Source organism: Vitreimonas flagellata, from assembly GCF_004634425.1.
Taxonomy (GTDB): Bacteria; Pseudomonadota; Alphaproteobacteria; order Caulobacterales; family Aquidulcibacteraceae; genus Vitreimonas; species Vitreimonas flagellata.
Map to the genome: position 1 here is coordinate 219,518 of NZ_SBJL01000005.1, position 16,393 is coordinate 235,910.

Genomic DNA, 16,393 nt, shown 5'->3' on the forward strand with positions numbered 1-16,393 from the left:
CCGCCGCTGCGGCTGCGCCGCAGGTGCGCGCCGTTTCGCCAGGCTATCGCTCTTATGCGATGGGCCTGTTGCTCGTCATCTATGTGATGAATTTCGTCGATCGGCAGGTCGTCAATATCCTGGCCGAGCCGATCAAGCGTGAACTCGGTTTGCTCGATTGGCAATTGGGAGCGATGAGCGGTTTGGCGTTTGCGCTGTTCTACACCGTGCTCGGTCTGCCGATCGCGCGCTTGGCCGAGCGAGGCAACCGCCCTTACATCATTGGCGCGGCGTTGGCTGTGTGGTCGGGCTTCACGGCGCTCTGCGGCCTTGCACAGAATTTCACCCAGCTCTTGCTCGCGCGTATCGGCGTCGGGGTCGGTGAGGCGGGATGTACGCCGCCCGCGCATTCGCTGATCACCGATTATGTGCCCAAGGAGAAGCGCGCCTCCGCGCTTGCTTTTTATTCAATGGGCACGCCGCTCGGCAGTCTGGTCGGCATGGGGCTAGGCGGCATTATCGCGGACGCCTATGGCTGGCGGATGGCGTTCATCGTCTGCGGCATACCGGGCATTGTGCTGGCGATCATTGCAGCGCTCACGCTTGTCGAGCCGCGCATTCGCCAAACGGCCGCAGACATCAAAGAGCGCGCGCAAGCGATGCGCGATGCAAAGCCATTCAAGGCTGCACTCGCGACGCTGAGACGCAAACGCACATTCTGGCTCGTGTCGTTCGCGGCCGCGATCAAAGCCTTCATCGGCTATGGCCAAGCCCCGTTCGCGGCCTCGTTCTTTTATCGCAACCATACCGAGGAGATCGCATCGCTTGCCGCGATGTTCGGCCTGCAATCCGGTGGATTTCTCGGGCTTGCGCTGGGCTTGATGGGCGGGATCGGCGGGGCCATCGGCGCGTTTCTCGGCGGCATGATCGCCGACAAATACGGCGCGCGCGATTATCGCGCCTATGTGAGCGTGCCCGCGATCGCGTCGCTCGCTGTGATCCCGATTTATGTGCTGGCCATCCTCTCGCCGTTTGCGACGTTCGCGCTGGGATCGCTACTCATCGGCTCCATTCTGGGAACGCTCTGGTACGGGCCCGTCTATGCCACGGCGCAAACCATCGTGCCGCCGCACATGCGCGCCACGGCCTCCGCGGTTCTGCTCTTCATCATCAATCTGATCGGCCTGGGCCTCGGCCCGCTCGCTGTGGGCGCCTTGTCCGATATGTTCGCCATCACTTTCGGCATGGGTGAAGCCGAGGGCGTGCGCTGGGCGCTGCTCGTCTCCGCCTTCGCCGGCCTGGGCGCCGCGCTCCTCTTCTGGATGGCTCGCAGCACGATCCGCGACGAGATGGAGGGTTAGGGCGCCACCGCCGCGCTGCCTTCGAGCGCATCGCGATAGCGGCGGCTGCCGGCGATGGTGCGCCCATCGTTCAAAGTGATCTCCACGTCGCCCGAGGCCGTCGGTTTGATCGCTATGATGTTGGTGCGGTTCACCAGTCGCGAGCGATGGACGCGCACGAAACCGCGCGCGGTGAGTCGCGCTTCCCATGCGACCAGGGTGGCGCGCACCAGATGCGTGCGCACTGCGGTGTGGAATTCGACGTAATTGCCGGCTGCTTCCACCAGGAGGATATCCACAGGGGACAGGAACACCGCCGTCGCGCCGTCGCGGATTTCGATGCGGTCGTCGCCGGCGGGCGGCGCGGGAAGCGGCTTGCGCGCGGCGATGTAGTCGAAAATCCAGTACGTGGCGGCGATGACGGCGTAGGTCAGCACGTCCTTGCGCCATTCATAGAGCAGCACCGCGCCGACACCTTCGTCGAAGAAGCCGTAATGCGCGCCGGCCAGCCAATAGACCGACTCCCGCAGCACGAAGATGCCGACCAAGTGGGCGATCGCGAAGGGGACGGTCAGCCCGAAATGTATGAGGCCTGGTCGGGTGAGATTGTCCTGCGTCGGCGGCCAGCGCCGGACGGCCATCCCAATCAAGGGCGCCATCGCCACGATCACGAGGGCGCTGGTGACTTCCCAGAGCAGGGGCTCCCACCAATAGAAGTCGAACCCGGCGCGCCGCATCTCCAGAAAGTCGGAGGAAGCGTTCACCGCCACCACGACGAGCGACACAAGGGCGATAAACGCCCACGGTCGCCACTCAAACCGGGCCCAACCGCTCGTCCCGCTTGTCCCGCCGCTCGTCACCGAGGCTTCTCCGCTCGTCCCCGCATGCCGCCGGGCGCGGCGCCAAACTAGCCGGCGCGCAGCCGCCGCGAAAGAAGCGGGGGCTTTTGGAGACATCCCCGCCCATGAACGACCGCCGCTACGACCTCGACTGGCTCCGCATCATCGCCTTCGCTCTGCTCATTCTCTACCATTGCGGTATGTTTTACGTGACCTGGGATTGGCACGTGAAATCGAGCCGGGCGAGCGATGCGATCGAGCCGCTCATGCTGCTCACCAATCCTTGGCGGCTCTCTCTGCTCTTCCTGGTCGCCGGCGCTGCGTCGCGCTTCATGGTCGACAAGATGAGCGCCTGGCGCTTCACCAGCGCACGCATGGGCCGGCTCTGGCCGCCGCTGTTGCTGGCCGTGTTCGTGATCGTGCCGCCGCAGGCTTATTACGAAGTTGTCGAGGCGATCCAGATGAACCCGCCGGCGGAGGCGGCGCAGTTTCCGCTTTCGGTCGAGAATTTCTATCAGCGCTACGTCACCGCCTCCGGCAATTGGTGCGACGCAGACGGCTGTCTCACGACACCCACCTACAATCATATGTGGTTCGTAGCGTACCTTATCCTTTACACGCTGGCGCTCGTGCTGGTGGCGCCGCTGCTGCGCCGCGTGCCGAAAATCATTTCGGTGCTGATCGCAGGGCCGGGCCTCTTCCTCACGCCTTGGCTTGTGATGGCCGCGCTGCGCGTGACGCTGATGCCGATCTTCGGTGAGAGCCACGATTTCAGGGCCGACTGGTATTTGCACGCGCTTTATCTCAGCATTTTCCTGTTCGGCTTCGCGATCGCAAAGCACGAACCCTTCTTCGCGCGCTGCATGAAGCTGCGCTGGGTCGCGCTCGGCATCGCGCTCTCCTCGTGGGCTGCGCTGGTGACATATTTTGCGCTCGCGCCCGAGACGCCGCCGGAATGGATGCGCATGATCTTCCGTGCTGTGCGCGAACTCGAGGCGTGGTGCGCGATCGTGGCCTGCATCGGCTTTGCCCATCGCCATTTGCGCGACGCGGACGGGCCCATGCGGCGCCTGCTCACACAAGCGATCTTCCCTTTTTATCTCATCCACCAGACCATTATCGTCGTGGCCGGCTTCTATCTCGATGATCTGCAGCTGCCGCTCTGGATCGAAGCGCCAGTGCTGATTGGAACCACCGCTTTGGGCTGCTGGCTTTTCTTCGATTTGGGGCGCCGGGTTGCTTGGCTGCGCGTCTGGATCGGTTTGCCCTCGAAGGGAGTGGACGTGCGTGTTACCAAACCCGACATACTTGTACGGGAGGCGCGCTAGCCTCTGGCGGGCTCGAATCCCGCCGCCTGGAGCAAGAAATGTTCTTCTGGTTCCTTATCGCGGTTGGCGTCGTTGTCGGCCTCACGCTTTTGGGCGCCTTCCTGGCGCGGCGCGACAGCGGCTGGGGCGACGACGGCCCGATGGGCCCCTGGGCCGACCACTAGCGGATCACTACGCCCGCTTCACGGTTTCGCTTGCCACCAGCGTCTTCGAGCGTCTTACATGACCAAGACGTATGAATTCAGTTTTCCAGATCCGCCGCGCCGTTTCGCGCGATGCCGATGCGATCGCCAAGTTGGCGGCGGCGGCGGCGGCTGAAGAGGGCGGCGTCTCTGGGCTCGAAGTCGATCGCATCAAAGCGCACGCGTTTGGCTCAAGCCCGCTGTTTGAGGCCTGGGTCGCGCAGGAGCGGCACAATAGCCCACTCGTCGCCCATGCCATCATTACCAAAAGCTACGACACGCGCCGGGCCTGTCCGAATGTCGTGCTCTGCGAGCTGTACGTCGCACCGGAGTTCCGCCGCTCGGGTCTCGCCCGCAAAATGATGTCGGCGGTGGCGCAGCGGGCGCGAGATCTGGGCGCGCGCGAGCTTGCGATCACGACAGGGGTTGAAAACGAAGTCGCACAGCGCTTCTTCGCCGCCATAGGGGCGCATCCGCGCCAAGCGGCGGTATTCATGATGTCGGCTGACGGCATCGAATGGCTGGCCGCCGAAGGCCTTTAAGTCACGGAACGCCCAAGACACCGAACGGGCGTTGGAGAGAGGGGAAAAGATGATCGCGAAACCGTTGTTGAAGGCGGCGGCGTCCTGGATCGCCATCGCCGCATTCGCGGCCGCATGTGCGACCACGCCCACGCAACAGGCCGCCACGGCGCCCGCTGCAACGCCCGAAGCTGCGCAAGCCTTCGTAGACAATGCAGAGCGCGAATTGATGGCGCGCTCGGAATACGAGGGCCGGGTCGCTTGGGTGTATAGCACCAATATCAATTACGACACCGAATGGCTGCTGCAGCGCGCCGACGCCGAAGGCACCCAGACCCGCGTTCGTATCGCCAGCGAAGCCGCGCGCTATCAGGGCTTGAACCTCTCGCCCGAAACGCAGCGCAAGCTCAACATGCTGCGCCTCGGCCTCACACTGCCCGCGCCGCAACGCGAAGGCGCGGCCGACGAGCTGTCGCAAATCACCACGCGCTTGGCTTCGATCTATTCCACCGGCCGCATCGACTACCAGGGCCGCCAAGTCACGCTCGACGAACTCGAAACCCTGATGGGCACGGAGCGTAACCCGGCGCGTCTGCAGGAGATGTGGACCGAATGGCACGATGTCGCGACGCCCATGCATGACGATTACGCCCGCATGGTCGAGATCGCCAACGAAGGCGCCCGCGATCTCGGCTACGAGAACGTAGCGCAGATGTGGCTGTCGAAATACGACATGCCGGCCGACGACATGGAGCAAGAGGTCGAGCGTCTCTGGGGCCAGATGCAGCCCTTTTACGAACAGCTGCATTGCTTCGTGCGCAATCGTTTGAGCGCCAATTACGGCGAAGCGGTCCAGTCACGCACCGGCCCGATCCGCGCCGATCTGCTCGGCAATATGTGGGCGCAGGATTGGACGGCTTTGATGCCGATCGTCCGCCCGCGCGGCAGTGCGCAAACCTACGACACGACGCAGCTGCTCACCCGCGCCGGCTACACGCCAGTGACGATGACAGAAGCGGCCGAGCGCTTCTACACCTCGCTCGGTATGGAAGAGCTGCCGGATACGTTCTGGGAGCGCTCGCTGCTCACGCGCCCGCGCGATCGCGATGTGGTTTGTCATGCGTCAGCTTGGAACGTGGACAACGTCGAAGATCTGCGCGTGAAGCAATGCATCCAGATCAACGCAGAGCATTTCCAAACCATCCACCACGAGCTCGGTCATAATTTTTATCAACGCGCCTACAATCAGCAGCCGTTTCTCTTTCGCGACGGCGCGCATGATGGCTTCCACGAAGCCATCGGCGATTTCATCGCGCTGAACATCACGCCGGAATATCTGGTCGAGATTGGCCTCTTGCGCCGCAATCAAGTGCCGTCCGCCGCGGCCGACACGAACCTCTTGCTGGAGCAAGCGCTCGGCAAAATTTCGTTCCTGCCGTTCGCGTTGGCGATGGACCAATGGCGCTGGCAAGTGTTCGACGGCCGCATCACGCCGGATCAATACAATACGGCCTGGTGGGACCTGCGGGAGCGCTATCAAGGCATTCGTCCGCCTGTTGAGCGTTCGGCTGCGGGCTTCGATCCTGGCGCCAAATATCACATCGCCAACAACGTGCCGTACCTGCGCTATTTCCTCTCTTACGTGCTGCAATTCCAGTTCTACGAAGCGGCTTGCCAACAAGCAGGCTGGGAAGGTCCGCTGCATCGCTGCACCGTGTATGGCAATCGCGAAGTTGGCGAGCGCTTTAACCGCATGCTGGAAATGGGCTCGTCGCAACCATGGCCGGACGCGCTCGAAGCTTTCACCGGCACGCGCCAGATGGATGGCGGCTCAATGGTCCGCTACTTCCAGCCCTTGATGACGTACATGGAAGAACAAAACCGCGGCCAAGATTGCGGTTGGGATTGATTTAAGACGCGGGCGCTCTCCGGAGCGCCCGTTTTGCATGGGGGGAAGCCATGAAGCATGGAAGTGTTGTTGCGGTGGCCTTGATGCTCGCTGCGTGTTCGCCGCCCGCGGCGCAGGCGCCAGCTGCAGACACAAGCGTTATCGAAACCGCGGCGCCCGCCGCGCAAGCCAGCGAAATTCCGCTGACGCGTGAATTCCTCGTCGGCGCCTGGGGCGATAACGGGGATTGCAACGCCGTCAGCAAGTTCAACGCTGACGGCACCTACGAGATCGGTGGCGCGCCCGGCACGTGGATGCTCGAAGGCGATGTCATCACCATGCAAGGCGCGGGCGGCACATTCCAAGTGCGCGCGCAGGTGCTGAACCAGAACCAAGTGCTGATCGGCAACCCTGATGGCTCCGTCGGGATCTCGCAGCGCTGCTAGGCGCTTTTTTGCACGAAGATCGAGCCGGCGCTATAGCCTGCGCCGAACGAACAGATCAGGCCGCGATCGCCGGCTTTGAAATCGTTGGAATGCAGATGGAATGCGATGATCGAGCCTGCGCCGGCCGTGTTGCCATAAGTGTCGAGCACGGTTGGAGCCTCTTCTTGGCTGGCTTCGTGACCTAGCACGCGCTCGGCGATCAGCCGGTTCATGTTGGAATTGGCCTGGTGCAGCCACAAGCGCTTCAGATCGCTCGGCTTCAGATCAAGCTCGGCCATGTGTTGGAGGATCATCTCCGAAACCATCGGCACGACTTCCTTGAACACTTTGCGGCCCTGTTGCGTGATCAGTTTGTCGGGATCGTCGCGATGCGCTTCGTCGCCGCGATTGAGGAAGCCGAAATTGTTGCGGATATTGTTGGAGAAGCGCGTCTGCAGCTTCGTACCGAGGATCGCCCACGCGCCCGGCGGCGCCATATCCGCGCGCTCCACGAGGATCGCCACCGCCGCGTCGCCGAAAATGAAATGCGTGTCGCGGTCGCGCAGATTGAGGTGGCCGGTGCAGAGCTCTGGGTTCACCACCAACACCGAACGCGCATGGCCCGCGCGGATAATGTCGCTCGCGTTCTGGATCGCAAACGTCGCCGAGGAGCAGGCGACATTCATGTCGTAGCCAAAGCCGCCCGCACCCAATGCGTTCTGCACTTCAATCGCCAACGCCGGATACGGCCGTTGCAGCGACGAGCACGAGCAGATCACCGCGTCCACATCCATCGGATCGCGTCCCGCGCGCTCCAGGGCTTGCTTGGCCGCCGCGACTGAGACTTCCGCCTGCAAGGAGAGCGCTTCGTTCGGCCGCTCCGGAATGATCGGCACCATCCGCTCGACGTCGAGCATGCCGTCTTTCTCGAGCACGAAGCGGTGCTTGATGCCGGAGGCTTTCTCGATGAATTCCACGCTCGACGGCAGCAACGCCTGCTTTTCGCCAGCGGCGATCGCGGCGGCATGTTCGGCATTGAAGCGCTCAACATAAGCGTTGAACGAGGCCACCAATTCGGCGTTCGAGATCGTGTAGGGCGGCGTGTAGAGGCCGGTTGCGGAGATGACGACGGTCAAAGCGCTCTGTCCCCTGGCGCGGCCCCCAGCCGCCTACGGCCCACGCGGTTAGACCCTGGGGGCAAGTTCCGTCAATCACCCGCCCCAGCGGCGGGGGGTAGAAGCAGCCATTCCGGGGGATCGAGCCTGATTTCCTTGCCGCCGGCGGTCAGCGGCGCCTCGGCCGCGAGCGCCCGGTCGAGGCGGAGCAGGGCCAGCGCCCGGCCGTTCGCGCCCGTCCGCACGCTGCCCAGCTCCGCCGCACCCGCCAGCACCGGCGCGCCATAAGCCGGCGCCTCGCCTTCAAACACGATGGGGCAGAATTTCTTGCGCGTGGTCGCCCGCCGCTTCATCCGGCTCACGTTTTCCTGGCCGACGAAGCAGCCCTTGTTGAAGGCGACGCCGTTCAGCTCATCGAGCAGCGCCTCCAGCGCAAACACCTCGTCCGGCCCGGCGTCTCGCGCCAGATCGGGTACGCCGAGCGCGATGCGCCGCGCTTCAAATGCTGCTGCGCCATCGGTAATTGTCGTATTTTTCGGTGCAAATTTGCGCCAGCCAAGCGCGGGCAAGCGCGGATCGGCGACAGCGCCCGCAAAAGCCGCATCGCCCATCAGCACATCCAGCTGCGCGCTTGCATCTTCCAGCTTCGCGTCAGCACGCAGCTTATACATCGAGAGCCGGCGGAAGAGGTCGTCGCTGCGCGCCGGATCGACGTCGAGCAGGACGCCGTCGGCCTCCGCCCACACGAACATATCGGCCAGCACCTTGCCTTGCGGGGCGAGCAAGGCGGCATAAACCACCGGCTCGTTGTCCAGCCGGTCGAGTTCCTGCGTCAGCACGTTGTTTAAAAACTTGTGCGCGTCCGGCCCCGAAACGCGGATCAGGGTGCGGTCGAGGCGGGTGGGGCCGGTCATGGCGACCACTTGGCCTTTCGCCTCAGCCGCTGCAAGTCTTCGGCGTGTTGACTTGGCTTTTACCGGGGCCGTCTCTAACCCCCGCATACCCATGGCCAATATGCTCTTCCTCGCCCCCGCCGACCTCGGCGAAACCGTGCTCGCCACCGGCGCGCTGGCGCATGAAGTGCGCGAGGGCGATCAGCTTACCGTCGTTTGCGCGCCGGACGCCGCGCCGCTTTTTCGCGCCGCACCGGGCCTTGTCGCGTTGCACCAGACGGAAGGCTTTGCGCTCTGGCTCAGCCTCATGCGCACGCGCTTCGACGTCTTGATCGACGCACGTGGCGGTTTGCTTGGCCGCGCGCTGCCCGCGACGCGGCGCATCGCGTTGAAGCCGCCCGAGCGTGTGCGCCATCGCGCAGAGGATTGGGCGGACGCGCTCGGCGTCGAGCGCGCGCTTGAGCCAAAGCTCTGGCTTGACGACACAGCGCGTCAGCGCGCTGCAGAGATTGCGCCGGACGCGACGCCGCTCATCATTCTCGCGCCCGGCGGCGCATCGAGCGCCAAACGCTGGCCGCCCGAACGCTTCGCCGCCGTCGCGCGCCGCTTGGCCACGGGCGCCATCGCCAACGCGCGCGTGCTCTCGATTGGCGCCGCGCCCCGCGATGCGGAGATCACGCGCTCGATCACGTCGAGCCTGGATGCGGACGGCGTGCCCGCCGCTGATCTGGGCGCGGGCGTGGATCTGCTCGCCGCCGCCGCGCTCATGGAGCGCGCCACGCTTTGCCTGGGCAACGACAACGCGCTCACCCAAATCGCCGCCGCCGTCGGTGCGCCGACGCTCACGCTCTTCGGCCCCACGGACGAGCGGGTGCGCGCGCCGTATGGCCCGCGCACGCGCACACTGCGCGGCCGCACTTTGGAGCAAATCGCCGCGCAGCCGGAGCTAGACGGGCGCGGCGCAATGGAGGATGTCAGCATCGACGCGGTGGAAGCAGCCGCGCTCGATCTGCTGCATGCCGGGGGCTTAAGATGAGCACATTCGTGATGCGCCGGCCCGACGACTGGCACGTCCATCTCAGAGATGGCGCGATGCTCGCGGGCGTGGTCAATTTCACCGCGCGGCAATTCGCGCGCGCCATTGTCATGCCCAACCTCAATCCGCCGGTTACGACAGTCGCGGATGCGGAGGCTTACAGATCGCGCATTCTGGCGGCGCTTGAGCCGGGGCTTTCCTTCAAGCCGCTGATGACTTGCTATCTGACGGACGGCATTGACGCCGCCGAGATCGAGCGCGGCTTCGCGGCTGGCGTCTTTACCGCGTGCAAACTCTATCCCGCGCACGCGACCACCAATTCAAGCCACGGCGTGACGGACATCAAAAACATCCACGGTGCGCTGGACACGATGCAGCGCATCGGCATGCCGCTGCTGTTGCATGGCGAGGTCACGGACAAGCACGTCGACATCTTCGATCGCGAAGCCGTGTTCATCGATCGCATCCTGTCTAAGCTCGTGCGCGATTTCCCCGCGCTGAAGATCGTGCTGGAGCACATCACGACGGAAGAGGCGGCGAATTTTGTGGCGGAAGGCCCGGCCACACTCGCGGCGACGATCACGCCGCATCATTTGGATTATAATCGCAACGCCATGTTCGACGGCGGCATCCGTCCGCACTTTTACTGCTTGCCGGTTGCGAAGCGCGAACATCACCGCTTGGCGCTGCGCAAAGCGGCGACGTCCGGGTCGGCGAAGTTTTTCCTCGGCACCGATTCAGCGCCGCACGCCGTCGGCGCCAAGGAAACGGCGTGTGGCTGCGCGGGTGTTTTCTGCGCGCCGCACGCGCTCGAAGCTTACGCGAAGGTGTTTGACGAAGAAGGCGCGATGGATCGCTTCGAGGCGTTCGCATCGGAGAACGGCCCACGTTTTTACGGGCTGCCGCTCAACGAAGAGCGCATAACGCTCACGCGCGACGCCCAATCCGTGCCAGACCGCATCAGCGCGGGCGGCACGGAGATCGTGCCCTTCCACGCAGGCGCTACGCTCGCGTGGCGCCTTCAGCCTTCAAACGCTGCGCGATAGAGCGACGCGTCGCTTTCGGTAAAGCAGCAGAAGATCACGCGCGTGAGCGAGGGCGCTTGCGGCAGAGCTTGCTCGCAAGCGGCGATCGCGATGCCGCAGGCAAAGCCGCGGGGCCAGCCGTAATTGCCGGTGCCGAGGCAGGGAAACGCTATTGATGTGAACGAGCGCTGCGCGGCGAGTTCGATCGATTGCATGTAGCAGCGCGCCAGCCCCGCGACCTTCTCACCCTCAGGCCCCGGATTGGTCCAAACCGGCGCCGCCGTGTGGATCACGTATTGCGCCGGCAAATTGAAGCCGGGCGTCAGCACAGCGTCGCCCACATCGAGCGGCGGCAGCGTCGCCGTATGGCGCGTGAGTTCTGGCCCTGCCGCTTGGCGCAAGGCGCCATCGACGCCGCTGCCCGGCATGAGTTGGCGATTGGCGGCGTTTACCACGGCGTCCACCGCCAAGGTTTCGATACGGCCCACCAAGATTTCAAACGGTGCGGTCATGCCCACAAGGTTAGCCGCTTTAACCCAAAAAGTCGCGACGGGTTTGGCGATGTCGCCCGTTTGAAAAACAGCGAGGACATTGCTTATCGGAGAGGGACAGATGCTCCTGAACAAGAATTTCGCGGCCGTCGCCGCCATCGCCATGACGGCGCTTACCATTTCAGCGGCGTACGATGACGCCGACGCCCGCACCCGCCGCGCGCAAGGCCAAATCGCCACTCAACGCGGCACGTTTACGGGCGCGGCCGAAACCGTGCGCGAACGTGGCTCACGCTCGCGCGACAGCAGCGTCACCGGCCCCAATGGCCGCACACGCTCCACGCAAGATGATCGCGCCTGGAGCCGCGAGAACGGCACATATACGCACGATCGCACAATGACCTACGCCAACGGCACGCAGCGCAGCGTCGATACGGACGTGTTGCGCACGGGCGAGGGCACGTATTCCGCGTCGCGCGAAGTCACCGGCCGTAACGGCGAAACCCGTATCCAAACGGGCGACTTCACCGCCACGCAAACCGAAACCGGCCGCACCATCAGCGGTGATATCAACACCACGCACGCGGGCCAGATCGATTATCAACGCGACGTCTCGCGCCAAGACGGCGTGCGCAGCGTGAATTCGTCCGCCACGTTCGAAGACGGCACATCGATAAATCGCGCCTCGAACGCATCATGCGCCGCTGGTTCATGCTCATCCTCTGGCGTGATCACCAATCGCGACGGCGGCCAAACCAGCTGGGATCAGACCCGCACCCGGACCGAAACCGGCGCCACGCGCTCGCGCGATGTGACCTACGCCGACGGTACGACCCGCTCGGTCGATCAAGAGCGCGTCGGCAATGGCGACGGCACGGGCGTGGTCTCGCGCACCATCACCGGCCGCGACGGCGAAACCCGTACGCAGACTGGCGAATACCAGGTGAGCCGCGAGCCTTGATTTAGCTCCGGCGCGCCCTCCCGCTCCCAAATGCGCGCCCATCAGCGGCCCGGCCCCACCAGCCGGGCCGCTTCTTTTTCGCCACGCTTGCGCGCACAATCGCGGGCGATGGCGGATTTCATGCCCACCTGGGGCCGGCGCGCGCTGACGCCTGGCGAAATCAAGCTCGGCCGCACCATGTTCGGCGACGAGATCGATTGGCCGCGGGTGCGCGTGCTGCAGGCGCCGCGCGCTTTGGGCTTCGGCGCGATGGTGCCGCGTGGCCATACGATCGTGTTTTCGCGCTGGCGCGCGCGTCGCGATTTCGCGTCGGCCTCGATCGATGAGCAGGGCTGGTTCGTGCACGAACTCACGCACGTCTGGCAGGCCGCGAAAGGCGTGGTGCTCGCCGGCGCTAAATTGCGCGCGCTCGGCAAGGGCGCCTATCGCTACAAGCCGCTGCCGCAGAAGCTAGGCAAGTACAACATCGAACGCCAAGCCGAAATCGCGCGGCATCTCTTCCTCGCCCGCAACAACTATCGCGAGCAGGGCATGCCGGACGCGGATTGGTTAGAAGCGACGTGGCCTATTCGCTCTTCAGCGTGAACTCGCCAGCGCGCGCCCGCGCCGGCAACGTCTCACAGAAGCCAGCGACGGCTTCCGCGCCGTGCCGATCCACCATATCCGCTAGCGCCGCATAGATCGCGACCGATGCGATCACTTCAGGCTCGGCGCCTTCCGCGAGTGCTGCTTCCCACGCATCGAGGATCAGCGCCAAGGCGCGGCTTTTCTTGTCGGTGTCGACGTCCGCCATCAGTTGGAGTGCCGCGCGCGCAGGCCTTGCGCGACGCGAACGCCGCGGGCGCGCAATTCAGCTTCCATCTGCCGCGTGGTCTGATCGCAGACGGGGAAACGCGCTTCCTCGTTGCGATAGCCGCGATTGAAGCCTTCGACGAGCAGGGCGTTGTAGCTCGGCTCACGCTCGATCACGCCGCGCATATAATCGCGCCAGCGTTGGTCGCCGCGCCCATCGCACAAGATGCGCAAATAGTGCGAGCCGCCCAGCACCTCGGAGAGCTCAACGAGCTGAGCGCGATACCATTCCTCGCCGCGAACAGGTTCACCTGGGCGCGGCTGGGCGGGCTGCTGCTGCGCGAACGCAGGCGCAGCCAACGCGGCGGCAAGCACGAAGGCACAGGCAAGAGCGCGGATCGTCATGGCTTCCCGGTAAAATCCAAACGGGGCGGGAGTATGGAATTCAAACTCAGCCCGCGTTCACCCCAGGGCGCCGGCTGGCCCAAGGTCTAGCCTGTTCCAGCTCATACGCCAGTTCCAAAAGGCGCCGTTCCTGGCCCTTGGCGGCCGAGAAATGCGAGCCGATCGGCAACCCGGACGCCGACCACGAAAGCGGCACACTCATCGCCGGCGCGCCTGCCACGTTCTGAAGCGGCGTGTAGCCGACATAATCCGGCAGCGTCTCGAACACGGCGATCCCACGCGGACCGCCGATCTGGCCGAGCGGCACGGGCGGCTTGCCCAGCACCGGCGTCAGCATCACGTCCACATCCGCGAACATGGCTTCGTACTGCGCTTCGACCGCCCGCAGACGCACGATCGCCGCTTCCAAAGCCGCGGGGCCTTGCTGGCGGAAATGATTGGCCAGATCGATCGTCAGCGGCTCAAGCAATTGATCGAGCGGCGCGTCCGGCGCCTGGCTTTGCACCAGCCCCACAACTTCCGCCGCGCCCGCCGCCCAAAGCAACGTGAAGTCGTCACTGAACTGGCGCCCGTTCACGCCGGCGCGCTGTTCGCGCACGTGGTGGCCAAGCGAGCGGCAGAGCTCCGCCACGTCCTCGATCGCGGCGCGCACTTCCGGATCGGGCTCGTTGCCGAGCGCGTTCGGGATATCGACGATGATGCGCAGACGTTGCGTGCTCGGCCCTGCAACCACGCCGACCGGAGAGAACGTAGCGCCTGCGCCGGTTTGCTCGGTCGCTGCAAGCCAGGCCGCGCTATCACGCACGCTGATCGCCTCGCAGCCATTCACCGAAATATCGATGCCGCTATCGGGGCGTCCGCCCAACACGCTCCGTCCGCGAGACGCCTTCAAGCCAAACAAGCCGTTGCACGATGCGGGAATCCGGATTGAACCGCCGCCGTCGCTTGCATGTGCGATCGGCACAACGCGCGCCGCCACCGCCACGGCCGCGCCGCCCGAAGAACCGCCCGATGAGCGCGTCACATCCCACGGATTGAGCGTGTCGCCATTGCTCAGCGTTTCGGTGGTGGCGGTTAAGCCGAATTCCGGCGTGGTCGATTTGCCGAATGGCACCAGGCCCGCCGCCAGCAACGCATCCATGTAAGGTGGCTGCTCGGCGGCGACATTGCTGGCGAAGGCGCGGCTGCCGTACTTGGTCGGCTGGCCGGTCATCGGCATCAGATCTTTGATCAAAGTCGGTACGCCGGCGAACGGCCCGGCTAAGCGCTCAGCCGCGCGTGTGCGGCCGTATTCAAGCATCGGCGTTGCAACAAAATTCAATTGCCCGTTCACACGCTCGCTGCGCGCGATTGCGGCTTCGAGCGCTTCTTGCGGCGTGATCTCACCGGCGCGAATGCGCGCGGCCACACCGGTCGCGTCGCTATCGCCCAGCGCGTCATTCGACACGGAGGAGGGCTGCGGCGCGCCTTCGCCGGCGCATCCCGCAACCATCGCGCTCATAGCGGCGGCGTTCGCCATCAAGGCGCGGCGTGAAAATTTCATAATGGTCTCCCCTCGCGCCGCGCTCGTCCCGGCGCGGCTTGGGCGGCAGACTTGCCCGTACGGCGCCGCCGATCAAGGCTTGCCTCAACGGCAAGCGCGCGTCACGAGAGCGCGATGACCCGGATGCGCGCCGATCTCCTGCTTGTCGCGCGCGGCCTCGCCGAGAGCCGCGCCAAAGCGCGCGCCGCGATCGAAGCAGGCGGCGTCACCGCCAATGGCGCGCCTGTGGAAAAGCCCGCCGATCTGATCGCCGAGGATGCCGCACTCGAACTCATCCTGCCGCACCCCTGGGTGTCGCGTGGCGGTGTAAAATTGGCGGCGGCTTTGGATGCGTTCGGCATTGATCCGGCAGGACGCATCTGTCTCGATGTCGGCGCTTCAACCGGCGGCTTCACGCACGTGCTGCTGTCGCGTGGCGCGGCACGCGTTTACGCAGTCGATGTCGGCCAAGGCCAATTGCACGCAAGCCTGCGCGACGATCCGCGCGTAACCAATCTCGAACGCACCGACGCGCGCACGCTGACGCGCGAACTCATACCTGAGACGTCTACGCTCATCGTCTGCGACGCCAGCTTCATCGGCGCCGCCAAAGTGCTCGCCACGCCGCTCTCGCTCGCCGCCGAGCGCGCCGATCTGGTCACGCTCATCAAACCGCAATTCGAAACGGGTCCCGGTCACGGCGGTCTGCCCAGCGAAGACATCGCCCGCGCCGCCGCACAAGAAGCGATCGTTGCGCTCGATGGCCTGCACGGCTTCCGCATCGTGCGCGCCATCGACTCCCCAATCCGCGGCGGCGACGGCAATCTCGAACTCCTCGCGCACGCGCAACGCTAACACCTCCCCCGTTTACGGGGGAGGTGGCGAGCCAAGCGAGACGGAGTGGGCAAGTCCGGCAAACGCCCGCGCCATCTCGCCCCCTCAGTCGCTTACGCAACAGCTCCCCCGTAAACGGGGGAGCTGTTTGGACGCGCCACAAAAAAATGACCCCGGCGTTCTCACGCCGGGGTCAGGCATGTGTACGAGGGTTCGTACTATGGAGATCAATAATCCGGGCGCCAGACGCCGTCCGAGCCGCGGCACATCATGACGTCCTCGCGATACTCGCGGCCGTACGGGTCGCGCACAATTTGCTCGCCCATGCGGCAGTCGCGATTGTCACGGCGATAGTCCGACTGACGATACGGGCCGCCATAGAGGCCGCTGTCGTCGCCCGAGCGATAGGGGTCGTACTCGTTGTACTGGTTCGACTGGCCGTAATACGGGTCGTAATCGCCTTGCGGGACCTGGCCGCATTGCGCCGAGGTGCGGCCAATCGCGCCGCCGGCCGTCGCGCCGACCACCGCGCCCAAAAGCGCGCCTTCGCCACGCACGCCGCGATCTGCGACCTCACGGCCGAGCAGGGCGCCGGCGATACCGCCGATCAGCGCCCCGGTGACGGTGCGGTTGTTGCGGGATTGCTGGCACTGTTGCTGGTTGGCGACGTGCGCATCGTGATAGGTGGGGTATTGCTGCGCGGCGGCGGGCTGAACCGCGCCCATAAGGGCGACCGCCATGGCCGTTGCGGCGAAGAAAGCTTGACCTCGCATGATGCGCTCCTGTCTGTCGGCCCGGAACTAAGCAGAGGCTACCT

At 64.8% G+C, this 16,393-nt stretch carries 19 protein-coding genes; 11 read left to right on the plus strand and 8 right to left on the minus strand.

Annotation, left to right across the window (positions count from 1 at the left end):
- The first annotated feature begins 59 nt into the window (after positions 1 to 59).
- Complete coding sequence (locus tag EPJ54_RS19060; protein ID WP_135213442.1) at positions 60 to 1,340, plus strand: spinster family MFS transporter; 1,281 nt, start codon at positions 60 to 62, stop codon at positions 1,338 to 1,340.
- Here the strand turns inward: EPJ54_RS19060 and EPJ54_RS19065 are convergent.
- Positions 1,337 to 2,104, minus strand: a complete 768-nt coding sequence (locus EPJ54_RS19065; protein WP_167755848.1) for a LytTR family DNA-binding domain-containing protein — start codon at positions 2,102 to 2,104, stop codon at positions 1,337 to 1,339. The two genes, EPJ54_RS19060 and EPJ54_RS19065, sit on opposite strands and share 4 nt — an antisense overlap.
- 179 nt (positions 2,105 to 2,283) lie before the next feature.
- On the opposite strand from EPJ54_RS19065, the gene EPJ54_RS19070 reads away from it, so the two are divergent.
- The 5 genes from EPJ54_RS19070 (at position 2,284) to EPJ54_RS19085 (ending at position 6,523) form a co-directional block, all read left to right on the plus strand.
- Positions 2,284 to 3,486, plus strand: coding sequence for an acyltransferase family protein (locus tag EPJ54_RS19070; protein WP_135213359.1), 1,203 nt, complete (start codon positions 2,284 to 2,286; stop codon positions 3,484 to 3,486).
- A gap of 38 nt (positions 3,487 to 3,524) precedes the next feature.
- Entirely contained in the window at positions 3,525 to 3,650 is a 126-nt protein-coding gene (locus EPJ54_RS20295; protein WP_275574769.1) for a hypothetical protein, read from the plus strand.
- 71 nt (positions 3,651 to 3,721) lie between these two features.
- A complete protein-coding gene (locus tag EPJ54_RS19075) occupies positions 3,722 to 4,210 on the plus strand; it encodes a GNAT family N-acetyltransferase (protein ID WP_135213360.1) in 489 nt (162 codons plus the stop codon).
- 49 nt (positions 4,211 to 4,259) lie between these two features.
- Complete coding sequence (locus EPJ54_RS19080) at positions 4,260 to 6,098, plus strand: M2 family metallopeptidase (RefSeq protein WP_135213361.1); 1,839 nt, start codon at positions 4,260 to 4,262, stop codon at positions 6,096 to 6,098.
- 50 nt (positions 6,099 to 6,148) lie between these two features.
- On the plus strand, positions 6,149 to 6,523 hold the full coding sequence (locus tag EPJ54_RS19085) for a hypothetical protein (RefSeq protein WP_135213362.1): 375 nt from the start codon (positions 6,149 to 6,151) through the stop codon (positions 6,521 to 6,523).
- On the opposite strand, the gene EPJ54_RS19090 is transcribed toward EPJ54_RS19085, so the two are convergent.
- Together EPJ54_RS19090 and ygfZ are read right to left on the minus strand one after the other, a co-directional pair.
- A complete protein-coding gene (locus tag EPJ54_RS19090) occupies positions 6,520 to 7,638 on the minus strand; it encodes a beta-ketoacyl-ACP synthase III (RefSeq protein WP_135213363.1) in 1,119 nt (372 codons plus the stop codon). The genes EPJ54_RS19085 and EPJ54_RS19090 overlap by 4 nt on opposite strands.
- A 71-nt stretch (positions 7,639 to 7,709) precedes the next feature.
- On the minus strand, positions 7,710 to 8,531 hold the full coding sequence (gene ygfZ, locus EPJ54_RS19095; protein WP_167755849.1) for a CAF17-like 4Fe-4S cluster assembly/insertion protein YgfZ: 822 nt from the start codon (positions 8,529 to 8,531) through the stop codon (positions 7,710 to 7,712).
- Positions 8,532 to 8,622: 91 nt separating this feature from the next.
- Here ygfZ and EPJ54_RS19100 point away from each other — a divergent pair, with 91 nt between their 5' ends.
- Positions 8,623 to 9,546 (plus strand): glycosyltransferase family 9 protein, encoded by a 924-nt coding sequence (locus EPJ54_RS19100; RefSeq protein ID WP_167755850.1) that lies wholly within the window; start codon positions 8,623 to 8,625, stop codon positions 9,544 to 9,546.
- The gene (gene pyrC / locus EPJ54_RS19105) at positions 9,543 to 10,592 is read left to right on the plus strand and encodes a dihydroorotase (protein ID WP_135213366.1); all 1,050 of its coding nucleotides are present in this window, start codon (positions 9,543 to 9,545) and stop codon (positions 10,590 to 10,592) included. The genes EPJ54_RS19100 and pyrC overlap by 4 nt, the downstream gene beginning before the upstream one ends.
- On the opposite strand, the gene EPJ54_RS19110 is transcribed toward pyrC, so the two are convergent.
- On the minus strand, positions 10,568 to 11,083 hold the full coding sequence (locus EPJ54_RS19110; protein WP_135213367.1) for a macro domain-containing protein: 516 nt from the start codon (positions 11,081 to 11,083) through the stop codon (positions 10,568 to 10,570). The genes pyrC and EPJ54_RS19110 overlap by 25 nt on opposite strands.
- Before the next feature lie 100 nt (positions 11,084 to 11,183).
- On the opposite strand from EPJ54_RS19110, the gene EPJ54_RS19115 reads away from it, so the two are divergent.
- Together EPJ54_RS19115 and EPJ54_RS19120 are read left to right on the plus strand one after the other, a co-directional pair.
- On the plus strand, positions 11,184 to 12,023 hold the full coding sequence (locus tag EPJ54_RS19115) for a hypothetical protein (protein ID WP_135213368.1): 840 nt from the start codon (positions 11,184 to 11,186) through the stop codon (positions 12,021 to 12,023).
- A gap of 120 nt (positions 12,024 to 12,143) precedes the next feature.
- On the plus strand, positions 12,144 to 12,608 hold the full coding sequence (locus EPJ54_RS19120; RefSeq protein WP_135213369.1) for a vgr related protein: 465 nt from the start codon (positions 12,144 to 12,146) through the stop codon (positions 12,606 to 12,608).
- On the opposite strand, the gene EPJ54_RS19125 is transcribed toward EPJ54_RS19120, so the two are convergent.
- Genes EPJ54_RS19125 through EPJ54_RS19135 form a run of 3 tightly spaced genes read right to left on the minus strand, consistent with a single transcriptional unit; the run spans position 12,589 to position 14,763 of the window.
- Positions 12,589 to 12,816, minus strand: a complete 228-nt coding sequence (locus tag EPJ54_RS19125) for a hypothetical protein (RefSeq protein ID WP_135213370.1) — start codon at positions 12,814 to 12,816, stop codon at positions 12,589 to 12,591. The two genes, EPJ54_RS19120 and EPJ54_RS19125, sit on opposite strands and share 20 nt — an antisense overlap.
- Complete coding sequence (locus EPJ54_RS19130; RefSeq protein ID WP_135213371.1) at positions 12,816 to 13,220, minus strand: TIGR02301 family protein; 405 nt, start codon at positions 13,218 to 13,220, stop codon at positions 12,816 to 12,818. Before EPJ54_RS19130 ends, EPJ54_RS19125 begins: the two co-directional genes overlap by 1 nt.
- A gap of 46 nt (positions 13,221 to 13,266) precedes the next feature.
- Complete coding sequence (locus tag EPJ54_RS19135; RefSeq protein ID WP_135213372.1) at positions 13,267 to 14,763, minus strand: amidase; 1,497 nt, start codon at positions 14,761 to 14,763, stop codon at positions 13,267 to 13,269.
- A gap of 114 nt (positions 14,764 to 14,877) precedes the next feature.
- On the opposite strand from EPJ54_RS19135, the gene EPJ54_RS19140 reads away from it, so the two are divergent.
- Positions 14,878 to 15,597 carry a TlyA family RNA methyltransferase gene (locus EPJ54_RS19140; protein WP_135213373.1) on the plus strand — a complete coding sequence of 240 codons (720 nt, stop codon included), beginning with the start codon at positions 14,878 to 14,880 and terminating at the stop codon, positions 15,595 to 15,597.
- Between the two features lie 206 nt (positions 15,598 to 15,803).
- Here the strand turns inward: EPJ54_RS19140 and EPJ54_RS19145 are convergent, their stop codons facing one another.
- Positions 15,804 to 16,349 carry a YMGG-like glycine zipper-containing protein gene (locus tag EPJ54_RS19145; RefSeq protein WP_167755851.1) on the minus strand — a complete coding sequence of 182 codons (546 nt, stop codon included), beginning with the start codon at positions 16,347 to 16,349 and terminating at the stop codon, positions 15,804 to 15,806.
- Between the last annotated feature and the right edge of the window lie 44 nt (positions 16,350 to 16,393).